Genomic DNA, 12,478 nt, shown 5'->3' with positions numbered 1-12,478 from the left:
GCGCAGCACAGTAGTCCTGCCGCGCGCACTAGTTTTCGCGGGATTCTTTGCCTTCGCCCTCATCCTTACCCGTGCCGTCGTCCGAATCGTGGACGTCCTCGTTAGACGCGGAGTCTTGGTCGGGAGTGCCGTCTTCTTCCGCGGCATCAGTTTGGCCACTGGACTGCTGCTTGAGCATTTCCTCCAGCTTGGAGAACTCCTCTTCGAAGCCCTCGTCAGTGCTGTCATCGAGCAAACCGTCGATGAAGGAGGCAGGGTTCTCGATGTGTTCGGCCGTAGGAAGCAGGTCTGGGTGATCCCACGCGGAATCACGCTTGTCCACACCGACGGCCACGGTGGCGCGGCGCCAGAGCTCAGCGGCAGCCTCCACCTTCGGGGCGTTGAGCTCAATGCCGACGACCTGGGAGAAAGCCTTCTCGGCAGAGCCACCGGTGGAGCGGCGGTGCGACCACGCCTCATTCATAGCCTTCGTCGATGGAATGCGCTCGCCTAAGGCTTCGGTGACAACATGCTCGACCCAGCCCTCAACGAGCGCGAGCAAGGTCTCTAGGCGGGAAGCTGCGCCCGCATTACGGGAGGTAATGCGGGGGGAGAGGTCCATGCCCTGTAGTTTGCCCATCGCATCCTGGATTGCCTGCGGGTCACCGGACTCGAGGTTGAGCTCGCGGGTGGCCTCCTCAATGTGGGAGGTGTCGATGACGAGGCCCATGGCGTATTCCTCCACGGAGGATACAAGGCGTTCTACCAGCCATGGAACGTGCCTGAACAGGCGCTGGCGGGCGGCCTCACGGGCGCCGATGTAGACCAGCACCTCTTGGCCCGGAACGTTGAGGTTTCGGGCGATGGCCTGGATGTTGTGCGGCAGCAACGCTGTGGTGCCAGCAGGGGAGACCGGCAGTCCGAAATCGGAACCGGTGAGCGCCTGGGAGGCCAAATCACCGAGCGCGTGGCCGAGCTTCATGCCGAAATTCATGCTGGACATCGAGTTCATCATCGAGGTCATCGGCCCCATCATCTCGCGGGCCTCCTCTGGCAGGGACTCGAGCTGCGCATTGTTCATGTGCTCAGCCACCGGGGTCACCATGCGCTGCCACATGGGCAGGGTGTGCCCCAGCCACTCTGTGGAATTCCACGCCGTAACAGAACCGGAGGCGGTGGGGAGCAGGGTGGCATCATCAAGCCACAGCTCCGCCAAGCGCACGGACTCCTGAACCGCAGTGCGGTCCTTCTCGTTGACTTCCTTGTCTCCGGAGATCTGTTGCTGGGCGATGCGCTTGGCCAAGTCATAGTTGACCGGTCCGGAGCCTTCCGGTGAGCTCATGGAGGAACCCATGCCGGAGAGCATCTGGCCAAACTGGTTGAGGAGATCGCCTAGGCCACCGCCACCGCCAGCGCCACCCGCGCTGAAGCCGAAGGCGCCAAACGGGTTCTGGTCGCGACGATCCTTGTCGTCGTCATCATCGTTGTTGGGAAAAGAGAAACCGAATCCGTTGTTCATGCGCCCCAATCTACCGGTTTCTGAGCTAAGGATTCTAGGTTCACGGCAACGCTGAGAGCGAACAGGCCGACAAACGTTGTAGGCTGTTTCTCCGTGAATCGACAGCAGAACCCCCGAACCCGCCGCCTTCGTACCCTGACCTGGGGAGCGATCCCGGTGGCGCTGACGGGAGCCTTGCTGAGCATCGACCGCATCCCGGGCACGGACATCACGCTGACTGTTCCCTATGCTTCTGAAGGTCCGGGGCCCGTCGTGGATACCTTGGGTGAGGTCGAGGGCATGCAGGTCGTTGAGGTTAAGGCGCCCGAAACCTTTGAACCTTCTGGTCAGCTCAATATGACCACGGTGTCGGTGCGCACCAACATGACGATGGCGCAGGCGCTTGGCCGGTGGATGTTTACTGATGACACCCTCGTGCCGATCGAGAACATCATTCCCCAAGGTAAGACGGATGAGGAAGTCCAGGAGGCTAACCAGCAGGCTTTTACGCAGTCGGAGTCTGCCGCCACGGTGGCGGCCATGGACTACCTCAACAAACCGGTGCGCATTGAGGTAGCGCAGGTGCTTGGTGACGCCCCCGCGGCCGACTCGCTCCATGAAGGCGATATCATCACCGCCGTTAACGCAGATCCCGTCAGTGAACCCGGTGAGGTTCAGGAGAAGGTTCGTGAGCTCGCTCCAGGCGATGAGGTGACACTGGACATCGTTCGCGAGGGCAAGGACAGTACGGTGACAGTGACCCTCGGTGCGCATCCGGAGGATGAGGACACCCCGCTGCTGGGCATTCTTATGATGTCGGTGCCGACTGAGGACATTAGTGTGGATTACAATCTGCAGGACATCGGAGGCCCGTCAGCAGGCATGATGTTTACGCTCGCGGTCATTGACAAACTGTCCACTGAGGACCTCACAGGCGGTGCGGTTGTGGCTGGTACCGGCACCATCGGTGAGGACGGACAGGTGGGGCCCATCGGAGGTATCGCCCACAAAGTTCGCGCTTCCCGTGATGCGGGCGCGGAGCTTTTCCTGTCCCCAGCGGAGAATTGTGCGGAAGCCACCAGCCGAGACACCGGTGACATGGTGGTGGCGAAGGTACACACCCTCGATGACGCAATAGCGGCAATGCGAAACTTCGCCGATGGGGAAGAAGTCGAGACCTGCGGGACCCCGCCGCACCGCGGCTAGCTAGACCAGCCCCAGCTCCTTGAGCCGCTCCTCCGGATCATCCTGGTCGGTGGAGATCATCTGCTGCATGATGAGGCCTTCGTCGTTATCGACGACGGTCAGGATTGCGGTGTTACCCAGCATGGACCAGCCCACTACGCGGTTGCCGCTGTCCTCGATGACGCGAGAACTGCGAAGCTCCGTGAGCACCTGGGTGGTCTGGGAGGCTTTGGCCTTGGATTTGAAGAACTGGAACTGGCCCACCTCAGCGCCAGAACAGTTGAAGGAGTCCGTCACACCATTGGGATCGCAGCGATCGAACTGCTCGAAAATCTCTTCCGGAACGAGGCCACCGAAAATCTCGTAGGCCTCGTTTACGGAAGCGTCGAATTTCCCTCCCGATGCCGAGCTTGGCTCGGCAGAGTCAGAGCCCTCGCCATCCTCCCCGTCAGCGGTGGAGGCAGAGCTGCGTGAACCACTCTTACCGGCAGATGCGTCCGCGGACTCGGATTCTTCAGCGGAGCTCGTCGAGACAGCCGAGCTTGTTTCAGTGGCCTGCTTCGATGCGGAGGTGGGAGACTCTGGGCTCTTCTCCTCGGTGGCAGCAACTGTGGAGGCCGGTGCTGGCTCAGGGTTTTCCTTGTGGCCGCATGCGGCAAGGAGTGAGCCGGTGGCGAGCACGACTGAGGCAGCGGCGGTGAGGCGGGTGGTCAAGCGCACGAGATACTCCTCTAAATTGCGGTACTGCGGTACACGTTGGTAATACTATCTGCCCAGTTTAGTCGATTAAAGGACGTCGTCTGGATCCTGCTCGAGGCCATAGCGCAGGGCGGCGATGACTCCGGGGGCGACGTTGGGCCCGCCACGCAACTGGATATCATCCTCCGCGAATGGGCCAGCGGCCTCTAGCTCCTCTTCAGTGGGGCGCAGCTGGAGCAAAGTGAGCTCTGCACCTTCCGTCCCATCCTCTCCCACGCCTTCGCGGAGGACACCGGAGAAAAGGCGAGCGGGGTGGGCGTCGGCAAGCGCGGCGTCTGCGGTGTCTTTGAACGTGATCTCCTGTGCCAAGATGACTCCGGCGACCTCACGCGGCCATGCCAAACGTGCAACGTACTCGGCTAGGTGCTCCGAACCCGGCTCGATACCTTCGGGGAGATCCTGGACCACGAGTGTGAGAGGGGAATCCTCGTCGACATCCCCCAGCTGCGCTGCCACCAAGTCGGTGGGGACAAGGGCAAACAGCGTAGGAGGGGCGTCCCAGCCTTCGGCGTGAATGAAATCCACGGCCTCGCGCATGGCCTTGTTGAGCGCGCGGTTAGCAGCTGGCTGGGAGTTGGGTTGGGAACTCATAAGCGTCCTTGTTCGTTGACGGTGGTAGTGCTTCTCTAGACTAGAAGCTTGATACCTCTATATTCGCACGACACTTGATTGGAGCTGGAGTTGGCTTCCGGACTCAACCGACCCACCGCCCCGATGAAACGTCCACCCAGGGTGCTGTCCTGGGTAGTCGCCGTCATCGCTATCCTCTTGTTCATCGGCCCCATGTTCGTGGGCTTCTACACAGACTGGAAGTGGTTCGGCGCGATTGAGTACCGCGGGGTCTTTACCAAGACCCTGATCACGCGCATCGTGCTCTTCCTTATTTTTGGTCTGGTCGCCGCCGCCATCACTTATGTTGCCGGCCTTCTGGTTTGGCGCGGGCGCGGGGCGTCCATGGACATGGCGGACCTCAATTCGCCCGTCTACCAGTACCGCAAGTCCATTGAAAGCACAATGGGGGTCTTCCTCAAGGCCATCCCTGTGCTTGTTGGTATTGTTTCCGGCCTGCTGGGCCAGGCTAACTGGCGCCCAGTCATGCTTTTCCTTAACTCGCATGATTTCGGCGTGACTGACCCGCAGTTCAACCACGATCTGGGTTTCTATGCTTTCCGCCTGCCGGTGTGGTCGATGCTGGTCAATGCTCTTTCGTTGCTGTTTGCCGTGTGCTTCCTCATCGCGCTGGTGGGACACTACATTCTCGGCGGCATCCGCATTGGTAACCGCGCGGCCGGTGTGCGCGGCTCGTTGTCGAAGTCCGCGCGCACCCAGCTGGCCGTGACGGCTGGCATCTGGATGCTGCTGCAGGTGGCCAGCTACTGGCTGGAGCGCTATCAGTTGCTCTACACGAAGCACTCGCTGTTCACCGGTGGTTCTTACACCGACATCAACGCCTACCTGCCGGCGAAGATTATCCTCATGATCATCGGCGTATTCGTCGCCGTGGCCATTTTCTCCGCAGTGGTGATCAAGGACCTGCGCATCCCTGGTCTTGCTGTGGTGCTCATGGTGCTCTCGGCACTGGTTATTGGCCAGGGCTGGCCGCTCATCATGGAGCGCTTCTCTGTGAACCCGAACCGTCAGGCCAAGGAAGCCGAGTCCATTTCCCGCAACATCGAGTCCACGCGTTTTGCTTACGGTCTGACCGAAGACAAGGTGACGTACGAGGAAAACTGGGGCGCCGGCGATGTTGCCGATGACAAGGTTGCGTCCGATGATTCGACGATTTCTAACCTGCGCTTGTTGGATCCAGATATTCTTGCGCCGACGTTTACGCAGATGCAGCAGCTGAAGAACTTCTACGGCTTCCCAGAGACTCTGGCGATGGATCGCTACGAGATCGACGGCGATATCCGTGACTTTGTGGTTGCCGCCCGCGAGCTCGACCCGAATGAATTGCAGGAGAACCAGCAGAACTGGATTAACCGTCACACCGTGTATACGCACGGCAATGGCTTCATCGCCGCCCAGGCCAATACGGTTGATGAGGTCGCCCGTGATGCAGGTTCTGCCCGCGGTGGTTTCCCCATCTTCACCGTGGCTGATCTGCAGACGCAGTCCGGCAAGGATGCAGAAGGCGAAGGCGAGACCAAGAACGCCGAGGAATCCTTGGGCATTAAAGTGGACGAGCCGCGCATTTACTTTGGCCCGGTGATTGCTAGCGCACGCGATGGCATGGATTACGCCATCGTGGGCAAGACTGGTGAGCAGTCGGTGGAGTACGACACCGATACCTCCACCTACACATACGAGGGGAAAGGTGGCGTGGACATCGGAAACCTTGTGGACCGCACAGCCTTTGCCCTGAAGTACCAGGAGCTGAACTTCCTGCTGTCGGACCGTGTTGGTTCGGAGTCCAAGTTGCTTTATGACCGCGATCCGCGTGAGCGCGTGGAGAAGGTTGCTCCGTGGCTGACCACGGATTCTTCCACCTACCCGGCGGTTATTGATGGCCGCATCAAGTGGGTTGTCGATGGCTACACCACCCTGGACTCGCTGCCGTACTCGCAGCGAACCTCCCTGACGGAGACTACGCAGGATGCGCAGAACCCGAACGGCACGACGCAGCGTCTGGTCAACGACCAGGTGGGCTACATCCGTAACTCGGTGAAGGCTACTGTCGACGCCTACGATGGCACCGTTGATCTCTATGAGTTCGACACCGAAGACCCTGTCCTCAAGGCGTGGGAAGGCGTCTTCCCGGGCGTCGTCAAGCCGGAGTCGGAGATTTCCGACGAGCTGCGTCAGCACTTGCGCTACCCGGAGGACATGTTCAAGGTCCAGCGCAACCTTCTGGCCAAGTACCACGTTGATGACCCAGGAGTGTTCTTCAACAACGATGCCTTCTGGTCTGTCCCGGAGGATCCGACCGCCGGCGAGTCGCAGGGTCTGAACCAACCGCCGTACTATGTGCTGGCCTCTGACCCGGAGACCAATAAGCCGAGCTTCCAGCTCATCACCTCCTACCGTGGCCTGAACCGTCAGTTCCTGTCCGCACACATGGCCGTGTCCTCCGACCCGGAGACCTACGGCGACATCACCGTGCGCGTGCTGCCGACGAATACCCAGACTCAGGGTCCGAAGCAGGCCCAGGATGCCATGATGTCCTCCGACCAAGTCGCGCGTGACCGCACGCTGTGGCAAGGCTCGAATGACCTGAAGAACGGTAACTTGCTGGCGCTGCCGGTGGGCGACGGTGAAATCCTTTACCTCGAGCCCATCTACTCTCAGCGCAAGGGCCAAGAGTCGGCCTTCCCGAAGCTGCTGCGCGTGCTTGTGTCCTACAAGGGCCGAGTAGGCTACGCCCCGACGATTGGTGAGGCCCTGGAACAGGTCGGCATCGATCCGAAGGCCGCCCAGGACATCACGGAGATCGAGGGCGACTCGGGCAAGAAGACCGACAAGGATGAGGCGAAGGATTCCGAGGGCGACCAGAAGGACGCCAAGGATGGCAAGGACTCCGAGTCTTCTGCACCGGCCTCCGCGCCGAAGGCCTCCAACGAGGGCGAGGCGATCGACGCCATCAACAAGGCTCTCGACGGCGTGGACAAGGCCAAGGGTGGCTCCTTCGAGGAGTACGGCAAGGCTCTGGACGAGCTGGACAAGGCAGTGGAGGATTACCGCTCACTGCAGTCCCAGTAAGTCCGATTGAAGGCTGAGCAAGATAGCCGGCCACTGACCGCGAAATGGCGCCTGCCCAGGGGATTTGGGTGGGCGCCATGGCGTCTGTATAGTTACATGAGTCGCCAGCGCACGAGACAGTGTGCAGAGCGCTTGATGTTTGGAAGTGCATCTCGACGCGGGGTGGAGCAGCTCGGTAGCTCGCTGGGCTCATAACCCAGAGGTCGTAGGTTCGAATCCTGCCCCCGCTACCAACTTCCAAGCCCCTACCAGTGGAAACGCTGGTAGGGGTCTTCTTTGTTTTGTGTTGAAACCCGGCATTTTGTGCACTAGATGGTGCACTAGAGTCAGAATCCTGCACCAAACGGAACTGCGACGCTCCAACGAAGCGGCGCAGGTTTTCGGGGCATTGCTTAGTGATTGCGAGGTCGGCGGCAACGAAGGAACGCCACGGGAGCCGGCAGTTCGAGGAAAGCAACTGCGAACTGCTGTGCAAGTCTCACAACCGCGCCAAAGGTAACGCTTAACCAGCGGCGACGCGGGGATCTAACAATGCTGCGTCGCTAGCGCCCGCACCCGGCAAGCCCAATACCAGGCTGCGCTAGCGACGCCCGACACACATCAGTGCTGCACTGCTAGGATACGCCTGCGACCGGCAGAGCCGGGCCGAATACGGGATTGACCACGTACACCCCGTATTCGTGCAAAGGAGCACTGTCATGTCCACTCATTCCCACACGCTTGCATCCCACGGAGAGATCCTCGCGAACCTCCCCGGCATCCTCGGCTTCTACCCGAACAACTCGCTGATCCTCGCGTTCTTCGTCGACGACGAGGGTGTCGACACCATCCGCCTCGGCCCGGTCGCGCGGTTCGACCTGGACGAGGCCGTGGAGAAGCTCACCGAGAGCCGCGAGCGGTTCGCAGCGTGGGTCCACCACCTCGAACTCGACGCTGTTATCGCGTACATGATCAGCGACGACATTGCGCAGCCGGTCTTCGGCGAGACAGCCACGTATCTCACGAGCGGGGCCGTGCACCTACCGCCGCTGCTCGGGGTGGTGCAGGTGCCTGAGATCGTCACCGGGGCTGCGTGGTGGTCTGTGTACCAGCATCCGCTCATCGACGAGCCGCGCCACGGCGTTGTCGGCGAGGTCGCCGCATCGGCGGCGCTGCGGCAGATGCTAGAGCACACCGGCGAGCTGCCGGAGCCGAGCAAAGACGACATCGAGGCACGCCTGAACAGCACCGATCACGGCATCGACGCTGCCGAGCACGCCGACATCATCGAAGACGCGCTGGCGTATATCCCGCCCATGTTCTCCGACGTGCTGCAGCGTGAATACGAGCAGGCGGCGGCAGGAATAACCCAGCCGAGCACGCGCGCTGTTCGATCGGCGCTGAAATGCTTCACTACAAAGCGCTTGCGAGACGCGCTGCTCGCAGCGCTGCTCGATGACCCGCAGGCGGGCCTTGCGTTCATAGAGAAGGTTATGCGCGCTGTCCCGACCAGCTGGCCAGGGATGCGCGCGCAGCTCACCGCCACTGTTGCCGTGCTTGCGCACGCCACAGGCCAGCCGGGGCTAGCTGGCGTGGCTGCGCAGCGAGCCACCGAGATCGGGCCAGACGAGAATTTCCCGTCGTTGGTGGCGAAGCTCACCGACATCGGCCAGGGCGAGCGGATGGTCGAACTCGTCCGCGAGGGCGCCGAGAAGACCCGCACGATCTTGTTTGCCGAGTAGCACCACCTACCCCGTTGCAGCGATGCAACGGGGTTTTTCTTTTCTCGCGGGGCCGTGGCTTGCGACGACCGACACCTCAACGAGGCAGGGGAGTGGCCTTTAGACAGCAGAGCTGTCTCCAACAGACGGATTGACCATCAATCCGAACAAGGAGGCACCTGATGCGCGACTTCATCCACACCGACCTGGAACTGCTCTACCAGCTCGCCGACGGTATCGACGGCGAGGACGCCGATCCGGGCGCAGCGCAAGAACTGCGCGACCTAGAGGCGGCAGGCACACCGCTGCCCTGGGCAGTGCTGTAACGACAGCGCAACCACCCCACAGCAGCAAAGCCGCTGCTTAAGTACCCAAACTGCACAGCAATTCACACCCACTCACGTAAGGAGAACCACCATGTCCAACCCATTCAACAACGGCACCATCGTCGGCAACGCAGCTCGCGCACCGAAGCTGTTCGAGCACGCAAACGGTGGCGCGACGGTGAAGCTCAGCGTCTATGCGCGCAACACCTTCAAGAACAAGGCCACCGGCAAGGTCGAGTCCGAGATCGTGGAGCTGACCGGCTACGTCCAGGACGCGAAGAACCCCGGCGTGTTCGGCTGCATCGGCTCCGGCGATCGCGTCGTGGTGAGCTACTCGTTGAAAACCGACGTCTACACCGACAAGGACGGTGTGAAGCACTACCCGCTGGTCGCACGCATCGACACGGTGCAGTTGATTGATTCCAAGAAGGAGTCCGCGGCCCGAGCAGCCCGTCGAGGCAACGACGCTGCGACCGCAGCGCTCGCAGACGCTGAACAAGCACCGTTCTAGTTACAACAACACCCCGTAGGTTTCCCTGCGGGGTTATTTTTTCTTCAAAATACTAGATCCGCCGAGGTCGTGGTCGACCCATACATCGATTCGTACAGTTCCCGTGTCGCTGAGATGGGATTCATCCAACCTTGCCCCCCGGAAGAGCCCAGTGCAGGTTGTCGACCACCTGTGGGAGCTCCTGGGCCTACAAGACCAGGTACCCGTTACGACTCCCAGAAATACAAGATCTGACCCCTGCGAATGTCGCCCCGGACCTTGAGACCGTCGGTCCCCATTTCAGGTGCTGTTGCAAAGTTGGGGGGAGAGCAGCGAAGACTCAGTTTCTCATTCCCTGATGGCCGCTGCGTGTGGGCGTTCTCAGGCCGTCTCGAAGGCCCGGTTGACGATGACCGCGTCCGGGTTCGGTTGCCCGTAGACAAACATCGTGCCTTGCCCTTTCCGCAATGAGTGCATCGCCTCCACAGTGCTACATGGAGACGAGAACGCCGTTGGGATGCGAAAGTAGCTACGTCTGTTTGATGGTCCAGGAGATCGACGGGCCTGCCGATTGGAGATGTGATCTGATCAGATCAGCAGATCAGACACAATCTGCTGTTTCAGTTGCATGGGGCGGTCGAAGAGGTTGTCTTCTGCCTCGTGCTTGTGTTGCGAGGGTGAGTGTGGCGAGAACGGCGAAGGCTGCTCCGATCCACATGGCTGCGGAGGGATCGTCACCGGCTCGGCCGATGGCGAGCGCGCCGATTGCTGATCCCAGGGCGACGCCCATGGTAATGACGGAGGTGTGCACCGTGCTGACCATGTTCCCGGTTCCTCCGATTTCGGCGACGCGGGCGACCATGGCGGGGTTCATCGGCACTCCGGCGACGCCTACGATGAGCACCATGGCCAGCACGAGCGGCTGTGCGTTGCTGAAGGCTCCAAGGAGCGCGAGTGAGATGAATAGCAGTGTGTGTCCGATGCGCAGGATGCCGATGGCGTGCTGGTCGGCGAACTTGCCGACGATGAGGTTGCCGATGAAGGACACGATCCCGTAGGCGAGCAGGATCAGGGTCGTCGTATTCGTCGCGAAGCCGGCGTTCTGTTCCAGCAGCGGGGTGAAGTAGGAGAAGCCGGCAAAGGCTGCGCCGATGGTCAGCAGGCTGACCAGGTATCTGGACCAGAGTTTCGGCGAGCGCAGCTTGCGCAGGTCCTGTGCGGCGGCTTCCTGGGTGGCGGCTTCACGGGCGGGCAGGGTGAGCAGGCTGATGAGGAACACGGCGAAGGCCGCGATGCCTAGGATGTAGAAGCTGGACTGCCAGCCCCAGCGGGCCGCGAGGAAGTGCGACAGCGGCAGGCCGATGACGGTTCCGATCATGATGCCGCCGAGCACGATGGACACTGCTTCGCCGATCTTCTCCGGACTCGGGGCCAGTCGGGCGCTGTAGGACACGGCGATGCCATAGGCGGCGCCGGAGAGGCATCCGGTCAGGACGCGAAGCAGTGCCAGCCACCAGAACTCGTGGATCAGCGGGACCAGGACCTCCAGCGCGGCATAGGTTCCGATGACGATCAACAGCGAGGCTTTGGGTGGGCGATGCCGCAGGAGGTACACCAGCAGCGGGCCTCCGAGCGCCATGCCGAGCGCGTACAAAGTGACCACCGTCCCGACCTGGCCGGTCGAGACGCCCAGGTCTGCGGCGATCTGCGGCATCATCCCCGCGGTCTGGAACTCGCTCATGACCACCACCATGATCGTGAGCATCAGTACGTACAGGTATTTCTTCATTGCTCGGTCTCCAATGTGGATTCTCTAGTACAAAATAAAGGTGCAGGTGAGCCCGACAGCTCACGGATTTCTCAGTAGTAGCGTATCAAGGTGTCAGGGCACTGAGGCCGAGTGCGACGATCCGCCGCAGTTCCTCGGGTGCGGAGCCGGCCTGTGCCATGACGCGAATCCCTGAGATCAGGGTGACGACCAGCAGTGCGGTGTCCCGAGCGTCCAGGTCCGGCCGGAGGCTGCCGTCGAACCTGCCGGCCCTGACGGCGTGCTCCAGCATCGCGAGCTGGCGTCCCAGTGCACGGTCGAGGATGCGGGCGACGCGCGGGTCCTGACTGCCGCGGTCCGGCGTCATGCGTGTCGTCACGACCATGCACCCGGCCGCGTGCCCTTCAGTGGACGCCTCGTACTCCTCGGCGATCATGAGATTCAGAACACCGCTCACGCGTGCGAAGCCATCCAGTTCGGCATCGGCGAGCACCGCCTCCTGACTCTCACCAGTGACCTCGACATAGCGCTCCAGTGCTCGAACGAACAGCTCATCCTTGGAGTCGAAGGCGTTGTACAGGCTGCTCCGCCGCACCCCGGCCGCCGCGCACAACTGCTCAGTCGACGTGTCCGCGAATCCACGCACCCTGAACTGCGCGGCCGCGGCATCCAGCACCGTCGCCTCGTCAAACGTTCGTGGTCTACCCATGTCCGCGATGCTAGCAGTTAATGGACTATGGAGTACAAAACAAACACAGGCCGCGACCGACGCAGCGTTGACTGGTGCAGCCGTTGTTGAATGGGCTGCCCGCATGACGCGCACCTGGCTCGTATAGGTGCTGTTGCAAAGTTGGGGGGGAGAGCAGCGAAGACTCAGTTTCTCATTCCCTGATGGCCGCTGCGTGTGGGCGTTCTCAGGCCGTCTCGAAGGCCCGGTTGACGATCACCGCGTCCGGATTGGGGTGCCCATAAGCAAACATCGTGCCCTGACCTTTCCGTAATGAATGCATCGCTTCCATCCCTTTCAACGTCCGGTAGGCAGACGTCCGGTTCTTAAACGCGCCTTTCGGCCCG

Annotated in this window: 10 protein-coding genes, 1 tRNA gene and 2 pseudogenes; 6 read left to right on the top strand and 7 right to left on the bottom strand. The window is 61.3% G+C overall.

Going from position 1 to position 12,478, the window contains the following annotated elements:
- Positions 1-28: 28 nt before the first annotated feature.
- Entirely contained in the window at positions 29-1,498 is a 1,470-nt protein-coding gene (locus HMPREF3149_RS01910; protein ID WP_070536184.1) for a zinc-dependent metalloprotease, read from the bottom strand.
- A 93-nt stretch (positions 1,499-1,591) separates the two neighbouring features.
- On the opposite strand from HMPREF3149_RS01910, the gene HMPREF3149_RS01905 reads away from it, so the two are divergent.
- Positions 1,592-2,683, top strand: a complete 1,092-nt coding sequence (locus tag HMPREF3149_RS01905; protein ID WP_042529854.1) for a YlbL family protein — start codon at positions 1,592-1,594, stop codon at positions 2,681-2,683.
- On the opposite strand, the gene HMPREF3149_RS01900 is transcribed toward HMPREF3149_RS01905, so the two are convergent.
- A complete protein-coding gene (locus HMPREF3149_RS01900) occupies positions 2,684-3,382 on the bottom strand; it encodes a beta-N-acetylglucosaminidase (RefSeq protein WP_070536182.1) in 699 nt (232 codons plus the stop codon).
- 66 nt (positions 3,383-3,448) lie between these two features.
- A complete protein-coding gene (locus tag HMPREF3149_RS01895; RefSeq protein WP_070536181.1) occupies positions 3,449-4,012 on the bottom strand; it encodes a PPA1309 family protein in 564 nt (187 codons plus the stop codon).
- Positions 4,013-4,135: 123 nt separating this feature from the next.
- On the opposite strand from HMPREF3149_RS01895, the gene HMPREF3149_RS01890 reads away from it, so the two are divergent.
- From HMPREF3149_RS01890 to HMPREF3149_RS01875, 5 genes are all read left to right on the top strand, one after another.
- Positions 4,136-7,120, top strand: coding sequence for a UPF0182 family protein (locus HMPREF3149_RS01890; protein WP_070536333.1), 2,985 nt, complete (start codon positions 4,136-4,138; stop codon positions 7,118-7,120).
- A 156-nt stretch (positions 7,121-7,276) separates the two neighbouring features.
- A tRNA-Met gene (locus tag HMPREF3149_RS01885) sits at positions 7,277-7,353 on the top strand.
- Positions 7,354-7,818: 465 nt separating this feature from the next.
- Positions 7,819-8,841 carry a DUF4192 domain-containing protein gene (locus HMPREF3149_RS01880; protein WP_042529873.1) on the top strand — a complete coding sequence of 341 codons (1,023 nt, stop codon included), beginning with the start codon at positions 7,819-7,821 and terminating at the stop codon, positions 8,839-8,841.
- Positions 8,842-9,002: 161 nt separating this feature from the next.
- A complete protein-coding gene (locus tag HMPREF3149_RS13520; protein ID WP_005291046.1) occupies positions 9,003-9,146 on the top strand; it encodes a hypothetical protein in 144 nt (47 codons plus the stop codon).
- 91 nt (positions 9,147-9,237) lie between these two features.
- On the top strand, positions 9,238-9,657 hold the full coding sequence (locus HMPREF3149_RS01875) for a single-stranded DNA-binding protein (protein WP_042529874.1): 420 nt from the start codon (positions 9,238-9,240) through the stop codon (positions 9,655-9,657).
- Between the two features lie 360 nt (positions 9,658-10,017).
- Here HMPREF3149_RS01875 and HMPREF3149_RS13265 read toward each other — a convergent pair.
- The 4 genes and pseudogenes from HMPREF3149_RS13265 to HMPREF3149_RS13830 all read right to left on the bottom strand — a co-directional run.
- Positions 10,018-10,122 (bottom strand): annotated as a pseudogene (locus HMPREF3149_RS13265) (IS6 family transposase); the annotation flags it as partial.
- 115 nt (positions 10,123-10,237) lie between these two features.
- Positions 10,238-11,425, bottom strand: coding sequence for an MFS transporter (locus tag HMPREF3149_RS01870; RefSeq protein WP_070536180.1), 1,188 nt, complete (start codon positions 11,423-11,425; stop codon positions 10,238-10,240).
- A gap of 85 nt (positions 11,426-11,510) precedes the next feature.
- A complete protein-coding gene (locus HMPREF3149_RS01865) occupies positions 11,511-12,113 on the bottom strand; it encodes a TetR/AcrR family transcriptional regulator (RefSeq protein ID WP_042529878.1) in 603 nt (200 codons plus the stop codon).
- 205 nt (positions 12,114-12,318) lie between these two features.
- Positions 12,319-12,478: pseudogene (locus HMPREF3149_RS13830) on the bottom strand (IS6 family transposase); the annotation flags it as partial.

The sequence above is a fragment of the Corynebacterium sp. HMSC05E07 genome (genome assembly GCF_001807225.1).
Classification (GTDB): Bacteria; Actinomycetota; Actinomycetes; order Mycobacteriales; family Mycobacteriaceae; genus Corynebacterium; species Corynebacterium singulare.
Note: the sequence above shows the minus strand (reverse complement) of the source record. Positions and strands in the feature narration are given on the sequence as shown.